General features: G+C 43.6%; 18 protein-coding genes. 5 read left to right on the top strand and 13 right to left on the bottom strand.

Annotated elements, in window-relative coordinates:
• Positions 1–8: 8 nt before the first annotated feature.
• Positions 9–455 carry a CBS domain-containing protein gene (locus tag NSQ83_RS08285; protein WP_003221362.1) on the bottom strand — a complete coding sequence of 149 codons (447 nt, stop codon included), beginning with the start codon at positions 453–455 and terminating at the stop codon, positions 9–11.
• A gap of 139 nt (positions 456–594) precedes the next feature.
• Between NSQ83_RS08285 and NSQ83_RS08280 the strand changes: the two genes are divergently transcribed.
• Positions 595–957 carry a YugN family protein gene (locus tag NSQ83_RS08280; protein ID WP_003232238.1) on the top strand — a complete coding sequence of 121 codons (363 nt, stop codon included), beginning with the start codon at positions 595–597 and terminating at the stop codon, positions 955–957.
• Positions 958–988: 31 nt separating this feature from the next.
• Here NSQ83_RS08280 and ctaG read toward each other — a convergent pair whose 3' ends face one another.
• The 6 genes from ctaG to cyoE all read right to left on the bottom strand — a co-directional run bounded on the left by ctaG (position 989) and on the right by cyoE (position 6996).
• Complete coding sequence (gene ctaG, locus NSQ83_RS08275) at positions 989–1882, bottom strand: cytochrome c oxidase assembly factor CtaG (protein ID WP_046664162.1); 894 nt, start codon at positions 1880–1882, stop codon at positions 989–991.
• A gap of 27 nt (positions 1883–1909) precedes the next feature.
• Positions 1910–2242, bottom strand: coding sequence for a cytochrome c oxidase subunit IVB (ctaF, locus tag NSQ83_RS08270; protein WP_003232242.1), 333 nt, complete (start codon positions 2240–2242; stop codon positions 1910–1912).
• Between the two features lie 2 nt (positions 2243–2244).
• Positions 2245–2868 (bottom strand): cytochrome c oxidase subunit III, encoded by a 624-nt coding sequence (gene ctaE, locus NSQ83_RS08265; RefSeq protein WP_003232244.1) that lies wholly within the window; start codon positions 2866–2868, stop codon positions 2245–2247.
• Positions 2868–4736 (bottom strand): cytochrome c oxidase subunit I, encoded by a 1869-nt coding sequence (gene ctaD, locus NSQ83_RS08260; protein ID WP_032725638.1) that lies wholly within the window; start codon positions 4734–4736, stop codon positions 2868–2870. The genes ctaE and ctaD overlap by 1 nt, the downstream gene beginning before the upstream one ends.
• A gap of 32 nt (positions 4737–4768) precedes the next feature.
• A complete protein-coding gene (coxB, locus tag NSQ83_RS08255; protein ID WP_014663859.1) occupies positions 4769–5839 on the bottom strand; it encodes a cytochrome c oxidase subunit II in 1071 nt (356 codons plus the stop codon).
• 239 nt (positions 5840–6078) lie between these two features.
• On the bottom strand, positions 6079–6996 hold the full coding sequence (gene cyoE, locus NSQ83_RS08250) for a heme o synthase (RefSeq protein ID WP_003232250.1): 918 nt from the start codon (positions 6994–6996) through the stop codon (positions 6079–6081).
• Between the two features lie 353 nt (positions 6997–7349).
• On the opposite strand from cyoE, the gene ctaA reads away from it, so the two are divergent.
• Complete coding sequence (gene ctaA, locus NSQ83_RS08245) at positions 7350–8270, top strand: heme A synthase CtaA (protein ID WP_198878759.1); 921 nt, start codon at positions 7350–7352, stop codon at positions 8268–8270.
• 396 nt (positions 8271–8666) lie between these two features.
• Here the strand turns inward: ctaA and pyc are convergent, their stop codons facing one another.
• The 4 genes from pyc to glsA form a co-directional block, all read right to left on the bottom strand.
• Complete coding sequence (pyc, locus tag NSQ83_RS08240; protein ID WP_124073193.1) at positions 8667–12113, bottom strand: pyruvate carboxylase; 3447 nt, start codon at positions 12111–12113, stop codon at positions 8667–8669.
• Positions 12114–12187: 74 nt separating this feature from the next.
• Positions 12188–13399 carry a cell division protein FtsW gene (gene ftsW, locus NSQ83_RS08235; protein WP_038427644.1) on the bottom strand — a complete coding sequence of 404 codons (1212 nt, stop codon included), beginning with the start codon at positions 13397–13399 and terminating at the stop codon, positions 12188–12190.
• 205 nt (positions 13400–13604) lie between these two features.
• Positions 13605–13886 carry a YlaN family protein gene (locus NSQ83_RS08230; RefSeq protein WP_198878758.1) on the bottom strand — a complete coding sequence of 94 codons (282 nt, stop codon included), beginning with the start codon at positions 13884–13886 and terminating at the stop codon, positions 13605–13607.
• A 97-nt stretch (positions 13887–13983) separates the two neighbouring features.
• Positions 13984–14913 carry a glutaminase A gene (gene glsA, locus NSQ83_RS08225; protein ID WP_198878757.1) on the bottom strand — a complete coding sequence of 310 codons (930 nt, stop codon included), beginning with the start codon at positions 14911–14913 and terminating at the stop codon, positions 13984–13986.
• A 102-nt stretch (positions 14914–15015) separates the two neighbouring features.
• Between glsA and NSQ83_RS08220 the strand changes: the two genes are divergently transcribed.
• Positions 15016–15501 (top strand): hypothetical protein, encoded by a 486-nt coding sequence (locus NSQ83_RS08220; protein ID WP_003245279.1) that lies wholly within the window; start codon positions 15016–15018, stop codon positions 15499–15501.
• A 3-nt stretch (positions 15502–15504) separates the two neighbouring features.
• Here NSQ83_RS08220 and NSQ83_RS08215 read toward each other — a convergent pair whose 3' ends face one another.
• The gene (locus tag NSQ83_RS08215) at positions 15505–16833 is read right to left on the bottom strand and encodes a PhoH family protein (protein ID WP_003245272.1); all 1329 of its coding nucleotides are present in this window, start codon (positions 16831–16833) and stop codon (positions 15505–15507) included.
• Between the two features lie 154 nt (positions 16834–16987).
• On the opposite strand from NSQ83_RS08215, the gene NSQ83_RS08210 reads away from it, so the two are divergent.
• On the top strand, positions 16988–17617 hold the full coding sequence (locus NSQ83_RS08210) for a YhcN/YlaJ family sporulation lipoprotein (RefSeq protein ID WP_021479356.1): 630 nt from the start codon (positions 16988–16990) through the stop codon (positions 17615–17617).
• Positions 17618–17699: 82 nt separating this feature from the next.
• Positions 17700–17909, top strand: a complete 210-nt coding sequence (locus tag NSQ83_RS08205) for a YlaI family protein (protein ID WP_003232271.1) — start codon at positions 17700–17702, stop codon at positions 17907–17909.
• 55 nt (positions 17910–17964) lie between these two features.
• Here the strand turns inward: NSQ83_RS08205 and NSQ83_RS08200 are convergent, their stop codons facing one another.
• Entirely contained in the window at positions 17965–18282 is a 318-nt protein-coding gene (locus NSQ83_RS08200; RefSeq protein ID WP_003232274.1) for a YlaH-like family protein, read from the bottom strand.
• Positions 18283–18314 lie beyond the last annotated feature (32 nt).

The raw sequence follows: 18314 nt of genomic DNA, 5'->3' as shown, positions 1-18314 counted from the left end.
TTTATGTGTTAATGAAAAAAGCCTTCTTCTCTATTATCCCCTTCGGAAATATCCGATAAGGCGCTGCCGGCACGTTCATTCGTTTGCTCAGATAAAGAAAGATCACCAAGCGTGACAATTCCAGTCAGTTTTTTATTTTTTGTAACTGGTATCCTTCTGAGCTGATGCGATGCCATCAAATGAAGAACCTCATCGACTGAAGCATCTTCCTCCACACTGACAGGTTTTTCAGTCATCGCGTCAGTGATTTTTTGCGAGTTCGGTTTTTTGATGGCGATTCCTCTTAATACGAGATCGCGGTCGGTTACGATGCCGACCAATGTTTCCCCGTCCTCATCAACTACCGGTATCGCTCCTACATTTGCGTCCTTCATCTTTACTGCAGCTTCATATACATTATCTAATACCGTGCAATATTGCAAGTCGGCTGTCATCAGATCTTTTATTTTTGTCATCCGTTTAACCTCCTTTAGTCTAGTGCTATTGTCGTCAAAATTTAATTTTTGCATACTTTCAAAAGAAGAAGATTCATTGAAAGTTTAACGCTTTCATACTATGATTGTCAGGAAAGGTTATTTTTATAAGGAGGGGTCAGTGTTGAAGTTTACTGAAAGCGGACTTGAAGGGGTTAAGGCTGAGCTCAGCTGGCTAGACGACTTAATGGAAAGCAAAGGTCTTATCAGAGCGGGTCAATGGGATTACGAGAGAGTCACCTATGACAAGAAGTTTTCGACGATTGAGGGTACGTTTTACCTGCGGATACAAGGTATTGCGGCAGAAGGCGATGTCGGAAGCGGGCGCGCCGTGATTCAATTAATGTCCCCTCTCCTAGGAAAGCATTACTACCCTCATGGAGTAGAATATGGAGAAACGGAAGAGTTTCCCGTACAGGTTGTGACAAAAAGCAAGGCACTGATTCAGGACATAGCCAACATGTTAAAAACAGTTCAAATGTAACGAAAAGGTACAGCATATTTCGCTGTACCTTTTATGATATCGTCTGCTGAATATACGGCGGCTCCTCCTGCCCGTCCTTTTCCCTTTCTTTCTTCACCCATTGGAAAAAAATAATGGCCAAAAAAGTACCGTACACAATTTCCTGAATGATTTTCATCATGACTGCTCCGAGCTGCTGATCCTCTAACAAAGGCAGTGTATTCAACATCTCTGGCCCTGTTAATGGGACCTGCCCCATCATATCCGCTGGCACACAAAGCCTCATTGCCTCAGCCCATACAGCCGGATCTGTATAGGTGGCATATAACGGTGCACCGCTGAACATGATCAAGGCGCAAGCAGGTGTGAGCAGCATACCGTCCGCCATAATATAACCCAGCTTCATCAAGCCGCTGAGCTGCCGTAGACGCTCAACCTTATGAACAAGCGGCCACCACATGAAGAACGCAAGCACAAAGATAAGCCAAGTGATTAATGTATGGTAAAACGGATCCGTTTTGACAGTATCAAATATAAGCGGTACATGATATAAAGAAAAAATGCCGTTAAACAAAAGCAAAGCAATTAAAGGCGTCGTAAAAAAGGAAAAAACCGGTTTGATTGAAGGCCTGAAAATGATTTTTTCCCAGAGCCATGCAGGAATTCCCGCGATTAACAGCGGCGGGACAACCAAATACAGGACGGCCATCTGCACCATATGTGCGCTGAACATAATATGTCCGAGCAGATCAACCGGGCTTCCCTCGGCTGCATATAAAAACAGCATCGCCGACAGAAAGCACACCATCTCTTTACCAGTTATTCGATTTGGCTTTGAAGACATTCGCCTGTAAAAATAGAGATAAAGCGCCGTAATGCCTAACAGGATACAAAAAAGATAAGGGCTCCACATCGCGCGAAACCCGAATATCTCCAACTGATTCATTTCTTCACCTCCGGCGGCTGTTTCAAATTACCACCATATAATTGTCACAAACGCAAGCACAGTGATAAACGCGACAAACACTCCTGAATACAAAAACAGTGCAGGCGCCTCATGCCCTTTCTGATTCATATGCATGAAATAATACAGCTGAAAAATGACTTGAATTGCAGCTAGCAAAATAATGAAAGGAATCGTAAACCAGCTGCCGACACCGTCCGTGGCCACAGTCAGAAATGCAACAATCGTAAGACCGATCATTAAACCAAAAGACAGGACTTGATATTTCATCTCCCGGGCATGCTTTTTTTTCTTAAATTCAAGGTCGCTATTGATATGCCCTCTGCTTTTTTTATCGACCATGTTTATCCCACCATCCCCATTAAATATACAACGGTAAAGATGAAGACCCACACGACATCAATAAAGTGCCAATAAAGGCTGGCAACGTAAAACTTAGGCGCCGTATACAGATTCAGCCCTCTCTTGGCATTGCGGATCATAAGCGTGCTGATCCACATAAGCCCAAATGCCACGTGGGCGCCGTGTGTACCGACAAGCGTGTAAAACGCAGAACCAAGGGCAGAGCTTGTGATGGTAAAGCCAAATTCATGGGTGTAATGCTTGAACTCATAGATTTCCAGTCCTAAAAAGCCCGCCCCCAATAAAATCGTAATTCCCAGCCAAAGCTGCATCTTGCCGAAGGAAAAGTTCTTCATGTGGTACATCGCGTACACACTCGTTAAACTGCTCGTTAATAGAAGCATTGTGGCAATGAATACAAGTGTCACATCGAACATTTCCGTCGTAGGCGGATCACCGGCATTTGAATTCCGAAGCGCAAGAAACGTGGCGAAGAGAGACGCAAACAGAACAGTCTCTCCGCCAAGAAAAAGCCAAAAGCCTAAAAATTTATTTTTCCCTTCCAGGGTTACTTTTTCAGGAGAAGCTGGAAAGGTTTCTGCGGTGAATTTTTCTTGAACTTGCATTATGCCTTCACCCCTTTATCATCGTTCGGCAGTTCCTCTTTATGAATATGATAGCCGTGATCATCAATTACTGAACGAAGCAGCATCGTAATAAATGTGATGCCGAGCCCGATAAAGATCACCGGCAGGCCCCAAGCGTAATCACTTCTGTACAGCAGCCCGAACGCTGCGACAAAAAGGCCGAAGGAAATGACGAGCGGCAGGATCGAGCCGTTTGGCATATGAATATCATCAACCGGTTCCGCCGGCGTCATTGATTTGTGCCCTGCCTGCTTCTCAATCCAAAACGGATCAAGTCCTCTGACAAAAGGAAGCTGTTTAAAGTTATACTCCGGCGGCGGTGAAGAAACGGTCCATTCCAGCGTACGTCCGTCATGCCATGGATCAGCACCTACATATTCACCTTTTACCGATGTCCATATGACATTGACCAGCAGAAGAATAACAGCTGCCGCCATAAAAAACGCCCCGATTGTACTGATCAAGTTGCCGGTTTCCAGACCCTGTCCTGGCAAAAACGTATAAACCCGGCGCGGCATCCCCATTAAGCCGACAAAATGCTGAATGAAAAACGTGAGGTGAAAGCCAATAAAAAACAATACAAATGAAATTTTCCCCATCGTTTCATGCAGAATTTTACCGAACATTTTCGGCCACCAGAAATGAACACCGGCTAAAAGGCCGAATACAACGCCGCCAATAATGACGTAGTGGAAGTGCGCAACCACAAAATACGTATCATGGAACTGATAATCAGCCGCAGCAGCTGCCAGCATGACTCCCGTCACACCGCCGAGCACAAAGGATGGAATAAATGAGACAGCATACAGCATAGCGGTTGTATACTTCACATTTCCTCCCCAAATCGTCAACAGCCAGTTAAAAATCTTAATCCCGGTCGGAATCGCGATAGCCATTGTTGCAACCGCAAAAATCGCATTTGCAATCGGGCCGAGACCAGTCGTGAACATGTGGTGCACCCAAACCATAAAGCCCAGAAAGCCGATGAGCACGATTGCAAAAACCATTGAAGAATAGCCAAACAAACGCTTTCTGGCGAACACAGGGATGACCTCAGAAAAAATACCGAATGCAGGCAAAATTAGGATATAAACCTCCGGGTGGCCGAAGATCCAAAATAAATGTTCCCAAATGACCGTATTTCCGCCAAGCTCCGGATTAAAGAAATTGGTTCCGAACAGCCGATCCAGCATCATGAGAGCCAATCCAACCGTAAGCGGCGGAAACGCGAACAAAATCAATGCCGAGGCCACAAATGTCGTCCATGTAAACAAAGGCAGCCTCATATACGTCATGCCCGGAGCCCTCATGTTGATAATCGTAGCCAAAAAGTTAATCCCGGCTATCAGCGTCCCGAGCCCCGATATTTGGAGTCCGAGGACGAAAAAGTCTATGCCGTGTCCTTTAGAATGAAGCGAAAGTGAGGCATATGACGTCCAGCCCGCATCTGGCGCTCCGCCCAAAAACCAGCTTAGATTTAAGAAAATGCCCCCGAAAAAGAAGAGCCAAAAACCAAGCGCGTTTAAAAATGGAAACGAAACGTCCCGAGCCCCGATCTGCAAAGGCACAACCGCATTCATCAAGGCAAATAAGAGCGGCATCGCAGCCAGAAAGATCATCGTCGTTCCGTGCATAGTCATTACTTCATTGTACGCTTGAGCACTGAGAAACGCATTTTCCGGCTTTGCAAGCTGAATTCTGATAAACATCGCTTCAATTCCCCCGACAAGAAAGAAGAATCCCCCTGCCACTAAATAAAGAATCGCGATTTTTTTATGGTCCACCGTCGTCAAATAATCCCAAAGCATAGATCCGCGCGTCCGCTTTTCTGTAAGCGCATTCAACATATGTGACCTCCCCCAATATCTCCCTTTCTTCCCTACTTGCTTTCCGCTTTTAAGCCTTTTAAGTATTCATAAAGCGCATCTGTTTCGCTGTCTGAGAGCTTTGGATATGTGCCTGTCATTTTGTTCCCCGGCTTTATGCTGTCAGGGTCCTTCAGCCAAGCCTTCACATTTTCTTTGTTGGCCTCTTTCACCCCTGCCACTTTTGTCCTTTCACCGAAGGTCGCCAGGTTGGGTGCCGTTCTAGCGGCTTCTGCACGCTTATCATTCGGCTCTACCGCATGGCAGCTCAGGCAGTTTTTCTCTTTAAACAGTTCTTCACCCTGCTTAGCCAAATCGCTCTCTGCTGTAGATTTATAGTTTTTCATTTCTTTTGTCCAGCCCTGAAATTCCTTTGCAGACATTGTCTTCACCTTAAAATCCATCAGCGCATGTGAAGGGCCGCAAAGCTCTGCACACTTCCCAAAAAACATATCTCCTGCCTCTTTGCTTCGTTTTGAATCAAATGTCAGGAAGAACTTATTTTCATTATCCGTATTCGTATCAAGTTTTCCTCCAACTGAAGGAATCCAGAAGGAATGTTTTACATCAGAGGCTTTTAAATTAAAATATACACGCTGATCTGTCGGTACAATCAGCTCCTGGCTTGTGATAATGCCGTAATCAGGGTACTCAAACTCCCACCAGTATAAATTTGCCCTAACATTGACTACAAGAGCATCCTCAGCTTTGCGGCCTTTTTTATCCATTGGTGATGTGTCCGCTAGCTCCAGCGTATATAATACAACAGGAATCACAAGAATAATGAGCAGCAAAATCGGGATCACGGTCCATGTGATTTCTAAAAATTTATTCCCCTCTACCTGTTTCGGTATCGTGTTCTCACCGACCCGTGATCTTCTGAATCTCACAATCACATAAAAGAAGATAACAGATACTACTGCAACAACAACCACCATAATCAATGTGCTGAGCACTGTCAGGTCATACTGTTTATCAGCCACCTCGCCAGCAGGCTTGAGCGTGGATAAAAAAGGTTTTCCACATCCGCTTAATAGAAGCGGCACTAAGGCTAATAATAAAATAAGACGCCAATGCTTTACCATTTCACCCAACCCCTTTTCTGGTCAATACAAAGGCGGAAAGCGGATCGAAATCTATCGCCATCCAACCTATCACCAATAAAGCACTTACATTTCCTCTTCTCTTAAATTATGAGTTTTTTTACTCAAAATGCCATCTATGTATAAAAGTAAAGCCGCCTGATTAAACAAGAGGTCAAGGCGGCATTTACTAGTTGTCATCGTTTATTTTGAAGCGATAAAACAAGCATCATATCTATTTTTTAGAAAAGCGTCAAGACAACCATGGCAACGAAATAGATTGTCATGTAGTTAAGCGAGTAAACGAACATCTGCGTTGCCCACTTCATGATATTCTTGGAGCGGAATCCCATTAAGCCAAGAATCAGCCAGCCGATATTTAACAGCAAGCCGAGAATCACAATCGGAAGACCCAGGCTACCAAGGAAAAACGGAAGCGGCATCAGGCACGCAACCCACACAATAATTTGTCTTTTTGTCACTTCAAAACCATATACGACAGGAAGCATCGGAATATTTGCAGCTCTGTAATCCTCAGTTTTCTTGATAGCCAATGCTAAGAAGTGAGGAATCTGCCAAATAAATAAAATCATGAATAACACCCATGCTACGACACCGATATTCCCTTCCACTGCCGTCCATCCAATAAGCGGCGGCACTGCACCGGAAACGCTCCCTACTACTGTGTTAATCGTATAGCGGCGTTTCGTCCACATTGTGTACAATACAACATACGTAAAGACTCCGATAAAACCGATAACAGCAGCCATGACAGTTGTCATCAGCAGCATGATCAATCCTAAAGCAACCAGCAAAATTCCAGACCATAACGCCTGACTCGGCTGAATTTTACCCGTAACCGTCGGTCTTACTTTCGTACGCTCCATAAGATGGTCAATGTCCCGGTCATACCAGTTATTGATCGCGCAGGAGCCCGCAATAATCAGTGAAGACCCGATTAACGTAAGAAGAACGGTGTTTATATTGCCTAAAAAACTTAAACCGGAAATATGCAGTGCAAGCCACATTCCAGTGAAAGTCGTGATGAGGTTAGAATTGACGATCCCTATTTTAATAAGGGACAGAAAATCTTTCCATGCCGTTGTTTCTTCAATTTGTCCGTCTATAGCTGTATCATTTAAGATTCTGGAGTTAGCCATAACGTAAACCTCCCTTACAAACCTAACGCAGGAGAATAAAATAACCTGCAACTCTATCATACAAGATAACCTCTTGTAAAAAAACATCCTATTAAATATTAAACGACAAACAGGAATTTATTTGTGAACTTTTTATGAATTTTACCAAAGATGAAGGCAATCTCCAAATCGGCATTGCGTTTACCTTATTTCTATCAGACCCGGCATGAATAATCAAGTGTACATTTCCAGAAGCCGTCATTCTATTATATTTTTGTGAACAAAAGGCTCTGGGAATTGCCACAAAACACATATTCGCTTACACTTGGAACGTATATAAAATTGCAGCAGTATGTTGAGAAGGTGAATATTGTATGAATAAAGCATTAAAAGCTCTCGGTGTTCTGACGACATTTGTCATGCTAATTGTTTTAATCGGGGGTGCCCTCGTTACAAAAACAGGTTCCGGCCAAGGATGCGGCAGACAGTGGCCGCTGTGTCACGGCCGTTTTTTCCCTGAACTGAATGCGGCTTCAATTATTGAATGGAGCCACCGATTCGCAAGCGGAATCTCTATTATCCTTGTGCTAAGCCTTGCGTTTTGGTCATGGAGAAAAATCACGCCGATTTTTCGTGAAACAACGTTTCTCGCGATCATGTCAATTATCTTTTTATTTCTTCAGGCATTGCTTGGCGCATTGGCTGTCGTATTCGGTTCGAACGCGCTGATTATGGCGCTTCACTTCGGCATCTCATTAATTTCTTTTGCTTCAGTGCTTATTTTAACATTGCTCATATTTGAAGCTGATAAATCAGTCAGAACACTGGTTAAGCCGCTTCAAATCGGCAAAAAGATGCAATTTCACATGATAGGAATTTTAATATATTCCTATATCGTTGTGTATACAGGCGCATATGTAAGACACACTGAATCAAGTCTGGCATGTCCTGATGTGCCGCTGTGCAGCCCGCTGAACAATGGGCTTCCGACCCAATTCCATGAATGGGTGCAAATGGGCCACAGAGCAGCAGCCTTACTGTTATTTGTATGGATTATTGTTGCCGCTGTTCATGCTATTATCTCCTATAAAGATCAAAAACAGATCTTTTGGGGATGGATCTCATGTCTTATTTTCATTACATTACAGGCACTGTCCGGGATTATGATCGTATACTCTGAACTGGCTCTGGGCTTTGCACTTGCCCACTCGTTCTTTATTGCCTGTCTGTTTGGCGTTCTATGCTACTTCTTATTATTGATTGCTCGTTTCCGTTATGAATCTAGGCAATCATAAAGACTCAAGACCAAAGCCTTAGGCGGCTTTGGTCTTTTTTATGTCTTGTTTTTTGGCGCTTTATGCGTTTCAATCGCCAGCCTTCGCCGAACTTGATGATCAGTGAGCGGCTCACTTCGGTCTGTCCCCTTTCTCATCGTGATTATAGAATGGATCTATAGCCCGCGAACATAAGTATTAAAGCCTTTTAAATCAGATAGTGCTTAAAGAAATATGCACGGCATACTACAAAGCATCTAAAATATTGGCTGTATAAGCCTCTATTTATTTTGGGCTTGTGACAGTATTGTATAATCTCTGAAGTCCCCTTATATCTCTTCTAACCATCTGTTTCACTCCACATTTTCTATATAAAAAAACAAGAGTGTATATCAAATGATATACACTCTTTGTTTATTATGCTTTTTCAATTTCAAGGAGCAGATCTCCCGTCTGGATCGGCTCGCCATTTTTCACATGAACCTGCTTGATTGTTCCTGAGAAAGGCGCCTGAACCGTTGTTTCCATTTTCATCGCTTCATTAATCATCAAATGATCACCTTTATTGACTTTTGTGCCTGCTTCAGCCAATACCTTAATAACTGTTCCAGGCATGGAAGCTGCGATGTGGCTTGGATTTGTCCGGTCTGCTTTCAGCCTTTCCTGAACGGAAGACTTAATGCTTTCATCTTTAATGACTACTTCACGCGGCTGCCCGTTGAGTTCGAAATAAACGACGCGGGTGGCATCAGGCTGAGGCTCACCGATTGAAATCAGCTTAACGATCAGCGTTTTGCCGCGCTCAATTTCAACTTCTATCTCTTCACCCAATGTCATGCCGTAGAAGAATGTCGGTGTATCTAATACCGAGATGTCTCCATAGCTTTCTGTCGTTTTCACATAATCAGTGAAGACTTTAGGATAAAGGGCATATGCCACAGCATCCTGATCTGAAATTTCCAAGTTATGCTGCTCTTTAAATTCCTGTTTGATCGCTTCAAATGACACCGGCTCAAGCAGTTCGCCCGGTCTGACTGTAATCGGCTCCTGCCCTTTTAAGATCAGCTTTTGCAGTTTTTCCGGGAATCCGCCATGAGGCTGGCCGATATTTCCTTTGAAAAGCTCCACGACAGAATCAGGGAAATCTAAAGATTCGCCTTTTTCGTAAACGTCTTTTTCAGTCAGATTGTTTTGCACCATGTAAAGTGCCATATCTCCGACAACTTTTGAGGAAGGCGTTACCTTGACGATGTCACCGAACATATCGTTCACGCGTCTGTACATTTCCTTGACTTCGTTCCATCGGTCGCCAAGGCCTACTCCCTTGGCCTGCTGCTGCAGGTTGCTGTATTGGCCCCCTGGCATTTCGTGCTCATAAATTTCAGTATGCGGAGACTTCATTCCGCTTTCAAATTCACTATAATATTTACGCACCGACTCCCAATATTGGGACAGCAATTCAACGCCTTGGACATTCATTTCCGGACGGCGGTCGTTGCCTTCCATCGCATGATAAAATCCGCTCGCGCTAGGCTGTGACGTTAATCCCGCCATTGAGCTGACCGCCACGTCTATGATATCAACGCCGGCTTCAACAGCTTTCGCATACATATAAATACCGTTTCCGCTCGTATCATGCGTATGAAGGTGAACCGGAATGTCGATCGTTTCTTTCAACGCAGAAACGAGTTCATATGCAGCCTGCGGTTTTAACAGCCCTGCCATATCTTTAATCCCGAGAATATGGGCTCCGGCCGCCTCAAGCTCCTTCGCCATCGATGTATAATAAGCAAGATCGTACTTCGTCCGGTTCTTGTCAAGGATATCTCCCGTATAACAAATCGCAGCTTCTGCCACTTTGCCGGTATCCCTAACGGCATCAATGGCTAACGTCATCCCTTTTACCCAGTTTAAGCTGTCGAAAATACGAAACACATCAATACCGGATTGAGCTGATTGCTTCACAAATTCTTTAATCACATTGTCCGGATAATTCGTATAGCCGACCGCATTTGATGAGCGAAGCAGCATCTGGAATAAGGTATTCGGCACTTCTTTGCGAAGATCTTCCAAACGCTTCCACGGATCTTCTTTCAGGAATCGGTAGGCTACATCGAAGGTCGCGCCTCCCCACATTTCCATACTGAATAGTTCAGGCCATAACGCAGCCGTCGGATTTGCGATTTTTTTCAAATCATGCGATCTGATTCTAGTTGCCAATAACGATTGGTGGGCATCCCTGAATGTCGTATCAGTTAAAAGGACAGATTTCTGCTCCTTAACCCAATTTGCAAGCCCTTCTGCACCTTTTTCATCGAGAATTTGCTTTGTTCCTTTGGCAGGCTGCTGATCAACGTCTACCTTTACGCTTAACGGTTTGTCAAACGCCGGTTTTTCTTTTTTCCCGATTCCGGGGAAGCCGTTTACTGTCACATTGCCGATGTAAGTGAGCATTTTCGTTCCGCGGTCTTTTTGTTTAGGGAATTTAAATAATTCAGGCGTTGTATCAATGAAAGACGTATCATATTGCCCTGTCAGGAACTTCTCATGTTTTGCAACGTTCTCAAGGAACGGAATGTTCGTTTTTATGCCTCTGATTCTAAACTCCTGAAGGTTTCGTACCATTTTGGCAGCTGCCTGTTCAAACGTTAAAGCCCAAGTTGAAAGCTTAACGAGAAGTGAATCATAGTATGGTGTGATCACGGCGCCCTGGAAGCTGTTTCCGGTATCAAGACGGACACCAAAACCGCCGCCTGAGCGGTAAGCCATGATTTTTCCTGTATCAGGCATGAAATCATTTTGCGGATCCTCAGTCGTAACCCGTGACTGAATGGCATAGCCGATTGTAAAAATGTCCTTTTGCTCAGGAATATTTACTTTTTTGCTGTGAAGGCTGTGCCCTTGGGCAACAAGGATCTGAGTTTGAACAATATCGACACCAGTAATCATTTCTGTTATCGTGTGTTCAACTTGTACGCGAGGATTTACTTCAATAAAGTAGAACTCGTTGTTTGCAACAAGGAATTCTACCGTCCCCGCATTTATATAGTTTACATTTTTAGCAAGCGCAACTGCCGCCTCACAAATTTGATCCCTTAATTCAGGTGACAGCGAGACACTCGGCGCCACTTCAATGACCTTTTGATGGCGTCTTTGAACGGAACAATCCCTCTCAAAAAGATGGACGACATTTCCCTGCTTGTCTCCAATGACCTGAACCTCAATATGTTTCGGATTCTCAATTAATTTTTCTACATAAACTTCATCATTGCCAAAGGCTGCTTTCGCCTCTGATTTAGCACGCTCATATGCTTCTTTGACTTCACTTTCAGATCTGACAATCCGCATACCGCGGCCGCCGCCGCCAAGCGAGGCTTTAATGATGATCGGATAACCGTTAGCTTGTCCAAATTGTTCGACGGCTTCAAGCGTTTCGGCAGGACCGTCGCTTCCCGGAATCACGGGGATTCCCGCTTTTTCTGCCTGCTCACGCGCTTTTACCTTGTCACCAAACATATCGAGATGCTCGGATTTTGGCCCTATGAATACGATGCCTTCTTCTTCACATCGTCTCGCAAAATGAATATTTTCAGATAAGAAACCGTATCCCGGATGAATTGCATCGACTTTGTTTCTTTTCGCAATATCAATGATACCTTCAATATCCAGGTAAGCATCAATCGGTTTTTTCCCTTCACCGACCAAGTATGCTTCATCCGCTTTGTACCGATGGTAGGAACCGGAATCTTCTTTTGAATAAACCGCAACTGTACGAATATTCAACTCGGTACACGCCCGGAATATTCGGATTGCAATTTCTCCCCTGTTTGCTACTAATACTTTTTGTATCGATTGCTGAGACAAACTTTTCTCCCCCTTACCCGAATGGAATATAATCTATCATAGCGGAATATCCTTTCCCTGTACACACTTGTTTTTTACTGATAAACAGTTTTTTTGAGCTGTTTCTTTTTCATTCCCTTCGGCGCCAAGGGCTCTTTCTTTTTCTTATTCTCTGAATATTTCACAAACATGCTGATATTCGCTAATATCCCCATACTCCCCAGCAGCAGCACCAAAGAAGAGCCCCCGTAACTGATAAATGGTAGCGTAACCCCTGTAATCGGAATTAATCCGCTGACACCGCCAAGGTTAATAAACGACTGGATGGCAATCATGCTTGAAATGCCGATCGCCAGAAGACTTCCAAACGGGTCCTCGCATTTTCTGGCAATATAAAAACCTTTTATGACGACAAAACCCAATAAGAAAATCACAAACAATACCCCAAAAATGCCGAGCTCTTCAGCAATGACAGCCATAATAAAGTCAGTGTGTGATTCAGGCAGATATCCGTATTTTTGGATACTTTCACCGAGCCCCAGGCCGAAAATGCCGCCTGAGCTGATCGCATAATAAGAATTGATCACTTGCAAACCTGATGAATTTGCATACTTAAATGGGTCTTCAAGACTCTCAAAACGCGCTAAACGGCCTTCAGTTAAAATTTTGTCCTGATTCAAATAGATAATAGGGCTGACTAAAATGAAAACAATTCCGCCCAGTATCACAAGCCTCACCAGCGTCTTTCCGCTGAAGCCGGAGCACAAGATCATGCACGTCGCAATTAACCCTATAATCATGGCTGTACCGAAATCTGGCTGCATGGCAATTAACCCACAAATTATAAGCGTCATGACTACCGGAGGGGCTACTCCCGTTAACAGATGGTCGATATAACTTTGTTTTTTTGCATATACGGCTGCAAGGTATAAAATCACGACCAGTTTCACAAACTCCCCCGGCTGAATACTCATTCCGCCGATTTTAAACCAGCTCTGCGCGTTTCCGGCAACATGCCCGAAAACAAACAGTGAGATAAGCGCAAGAACAGATACAAGCAGTATCCCCTTCTGAAACTTTTGATGGGCCAGTGCTTTATAAGGAAACAACGCCATGAGAATAAATAGAGCGCCACCCGCAATTAAAGCAAACAGCTGCCGCATGAAGAAAAAATTACTGCTTACTCCATACCGGGAGACAGCCGTAATCATGCTTGAGCTGTATACCATCACTAAACCGAATCCGCATAATAAAACGATTGCGAATATCAGTGAGTAATCATAAGATTTTAGCATTTTTTTTAACATAACATCCTCTTCCCTGCTTCTAACTTCCATTATCTATGGTTTTTATGTATTTATCTTTTTTATTTTACTACAATTTATCAAACGAGACGAAGAATCTCTATACGATTCGGAAGGAATGTGTAAAAAAAGACCGTCTTTTATGAGATGAGAGAAAAATAGCGGTTATAAAAAAACCCAAACTGTTAATAAGTTTGAGTTTTATCATTTATTTAGCTGTAAACGCGTCATGCAAAGCAGACAATTCGCGCTCCAATGTGTATAAAAGGTCTTTACCGTCTTTTTCATCAACCAATCCCAGGCGGACAGCAAAATCGATTTCCCTCGAAAGCCCGAACATTTGAGTATCTAAAACCTCTTCATATAGAGGACATTGAGGCATCGTTAAGTTATCCATTTGTACTCGGATCAGCTTCAAAATCTTCTCAGCGTCCACTTTTAAGAGTTCAAAAGCTTTTTGCCGATGGTCAACTATCATCTCTGAAGTCAAAAGTATCCCTCCGTTCCCCAGGCGAGTACCTAATTCTTCTATTTATCATAAAGGGTATCAACAGAAAATGCAAGAGGATTTAAGCATATGACATAAATTAAAAAATACTCAGCCTGTACATCTCAGACATTATTTCCAAAAGCTTTACACCTGCAATGCTGTTCCCTTTTTCGTCTAATGCGGGGCCGAATATGCCGATCCCGAAATCGTAAGGCGAAATGCCCATAATCCCGCCGGATACGCCGCTTTTCGCAGGAATTCCGACCTTAATTGCGAATTCCCCGCTTGCATTGTACATTCCGCACGTCACCATAAATGTTTTGCAAATTCTAGCGACATCTTTTGAGATGACTTGCTCCCTAGTCTCTGGATGTCTGCCGTTCAATGCAAATACAGATCCGATTTTCGCTAAATCCAAGCTGTTCATTTCAATCGCGCATTGCTTCGTGTATAAATCCATTACTGCCTCTACATCATCTTCAAAAATGCCGTACTGCTTCATATAATAACACATCGCCCGATTAATCATTGAAGTGCTGTATTCAGATTCAGCCACTTCCCGGCAGTATGTAATCTCTTGGTTGTTTGTCAGCCTTCTGATAAAAGAAAGCAAATAATCAAGTCTCTCTTTCACCGTTCTTCCTCTTATCAGACTTGTCACTACCAATGCCCCGGCATTAATCATAGGGTTTAACGGCTTGCTCGGATTCACTGTTTCGAGCTTGATAATTGAATTAAACGGATCACCGGTCGGCTCCTGTCCAACATAACTGAAGACCTTATCCTTGCCGTATTCCATTAACACCAAAGCAAGGGAAAGGACTTTCGATATACTTTGAAGCGTAAATGTTTTTTCTACGTCACCTGCTGACAGACAAACATTATTGGAATAATAAATCGCCACTGACAGGTCGTGTTTATCAGCTTTTGCCAAGGCGGGAATATAGCTGGCTACCTCCCCCTTGTCCGTTACTTTTTTCGCCTTTTTCACTAAGGCTTCAAGCTCATCATTATGCCGGCATACCATGCAAACACCCTCGTTCCCTCAGCATTTCAATACACATAATTTGTACACAAAGTGACAATTCATGCGAAAACTTTTATAATTTTGAGAGAAGGGGGTCATATCATGAGCGTTATCCAAGTAAAAGGCAATGTTACATATCCAATTACCATTGATCCAAGCGTATGGATTTTTGATGATCGCAAATTTTCGTTTGACCGCAAAGGGGACAGTCAAGACACATATTTACAATCAGCCGGGGATGAATCAGACCTTGATCCGGAACGCGTCATCAGAGAGGGGCGAATCGCGCCGCCTACATTAAAGACGGAAAAGCAATATGAGAAGCAAAAACTGATGAACGGCAGTTTCGCAATGAGACTTGGGACTGTCCTGAAAAATGCTGAGCCGAACAGCTCTGCGACACAATGTGTATTTGTCACAAGTTCGGGAAAGGCCGCCGTTTCTCTGGAAACCGCTCTGAACAGTATTGTCCATTTCAGCGAGGCAGGCAAGCCGATTCAAGAAGGCGGCCCCGTGCATATTTACTTTGAAGACCCGGTTCATCACAAACAGCCGATTACCGATGTAAAAGAGATCGAAATCATTTAAATGTTACAGCAAATCAGCTGCGAGCTGAGCGAGACCTGATCTCTCACCTTTTAACAGCTTCACGCTGCCTGAGATGGGTTGTCCTTTAAACCGCTCAACCACATAGGCCAAACCATTGTTCAGACTGTCTAAATATGGGTGATCAATTTGTTCAGGGTCACCCATTAAGACAATTTTACTGCCTTCACCGACTCTCGTCAGCAAAGTTTTCACCTCATGCCTGGTCAAATTTTGCGCTTCATCAATGATAATAAATTGATCTGGAATGCTTCTCCCTCTGATATAAGTCAGCGCCTCTACCTGAATTGAGCCAATTCCCGCCAAAATAGCATCAAGCTCCCCTGGTTTTTTCGCATTAAACAGAAACTCTAAGTTGTCAAAAATCGGCTGCATCCAAGGCTTTAGCTTTTCCTCTTTTTCGCCTGGCAAATACCCGATGTCCTTGCCAACAGGAACAATCGGCCTTGCGACGACCAGCTTTTTATATATTCCCAAGTCTTCTGTCTGTAATAGCCCTGCCGCCAAAGCTAAGAGCGTTTTGCCGGTTCCCGCTTTGCCGATCAGGGTGACAAGCGGAATATCTTCCCGCAGCAAAAGCTCTAATGCCATTGTCTGCTGTACATTTTTCGGCCTGATTCCCCATATATGTTCATCATCAAATACGAGTCTTTTTAATACCGTTCCGGTTTTATCTGCAATTCCGACTGCCGAGGAGGATCCTCCTAGCTCATCCTTCATTAAAGCAAACTGATTCGGATAAAACGCATGCTGTTTCACATCGTTTACTGAAATTTGATTTTTTCCGTAAAAAGAGCTGAACAGCTGCTGACTGATATATAAATCTTTATAGCCGCTGTACATTTCATCATTGTCCACAACCCGGTCATTCAAGAAATCTTCAGCAAGCAGTCCGATTGCGTCGGCTTTAACCCTGACCAGTACATCCTTACTGACGAGGATAACCGGCCTGCCATTTTCCTTGGTTTCTTCCTCGAGGCTTAAGTTTTTCGCAACGGCTAATATGCGATTATCGTTCGTCTTTTCAATAAAGATCTCTTGCAGCTGGTGAAACGAACGATGATTCAGTTCAATTCTCAGTGTGCCGCCGGTGTCAAGCGGTACATGCTCATGCAGCCTGCCCTTTTGTCTTAGCGCATCGATTAGCTTAGATACGTGCCTTGCATTCCTCCCAACTTCGTCCATATACCGTTTTTTTGAATCAACCTCTTCTAAAACGACAGCAGGGATGACAACCTCATTTTCTTCAAAAGAAAATATCGCGTTAGGATCCTGTAATAACACATTCGTATCTAACACATAAATTTTACTCAAGTCTCAGCCTCCTGATATAAGGGTCAAAGTTCTTCCTGCTTCTCTTTTGATGAAAAAGGTGAATGCCTGCTAAAATATATGTTTTTGTGCATAAAGATAGAAGGTTAATTCAACAATAAAATTAATGAAAGCATTTTAAGGAGGGAACCCGCAAGTGCGAATTCTTTTCATTATCATACAGCTGACACTTATCCTGTCCGCTTGTGCCTATCAACAAGGAAAACAGGGCCAGAATGTTGAAAAAGAATCAACAAGACAGCAGGAGACTAAACCGATTCACGTAAAGGACACAACTCAAGAAACAAAAGACAATGGAACAAGAACGGATATTGCCAAGCATCTTGTCAGCGTTGCTGAAAAAAACCCCGACGTCAAGGATGCAACAGCCGTTGTGCTGGGAGGTTATGCTGTTGTTGGGATTGATGTCGATGATACTTTGGACAGAAGCAAAGTGGAAACCATTAAATATTCTGTAGCTCAGGCGCTAAAGAATGATCGATATGGCGCCAACGCAGTAGTCATTGCTGATCCCGATACGGTCAGCCGCCTTCGCGAAATGAGCAGAGAAATCAGCGAGGGCCGTCCGGTAACAGGCATACTGGATGAATTAGCTGCAATTGTCGGCCGAGTGCTTCCCGAAGTGCCTAACGATGTGATTGACAATGAAGACGAACCGCAAACAAAGCAGCAAAATGACCAATTAAATAGAAAACAGCAGCAGGAAATGGAGAAGGAGCAAAACGATCAATCTGATCATCATATGAAAAAGAACAACAATGACTAAGCTATAGCCTTGCGCTTTAGCTTTTTCTTATTTTGGACAGCTTCTGATCCGTGCTATAATACATGTTAGTGAAAGAGGTGATATGATGAGGGTCAAATGTTCTATTTGCGATAAAATTGAAACAATTGATGATGATACCCTGATCGCGAAACGGCTTCGAAACCGCCCGATCCATACATATATGTGCCAGGAATGCCACGATCGGATTGCCAAAAAAACAGAGGAACGGCTGAAAACGGGAAAATTTACTTTTCACCCGGGACAGCAGAAAAAAGAAAAAGTCAAAAAATAAAGCGGCCGCTTAACCATACAGAACACAAAAAAGACTCAGCTTTCAGCTGAGTCTTTTATGATTTTGCAGACTGTCCTTTTTTCGACTGATACAGCCGGATTTTGTAAATGATTAAAATCAGCGCAGCGACGACCAATCCTTCTGCCACGGGCAAAAACACCCCTAAAAAAGTCAAAACAGTGCAGCCCAACGCCAAAAATACATACACCACTGCAGATTTTAATACAGGAAGCCGTTTAGCAAATCCAAGCTTAAATACAATAACGGCCAACACAAAAATCGTGCCGTACAGCAGCCACATGCCTGCCGCAGGCTGCCGGTCTACTTGATATAGAGCGGCGAAGAACGACAGGCGTTCGCTTACGTCATTCAAAAAGATTCCCTCCCCTGTAAACGTACGGGTTC

The sequence above is a fragment of the Bacillus sp. PS217 genome (genome assembly GCF_037963535.1).
Classification (GTDB): domain Bacteria; phylum Bacillota; class Bacilli; order Bacillales; family Bacillaceae; genus Bacillus; species Bacillus subtilis.
The sequence above is the reverse complement of the archived record's forward strand: the minus strand, read 5'-3'. Positions and strand labels throughout refer to the sequence as shown.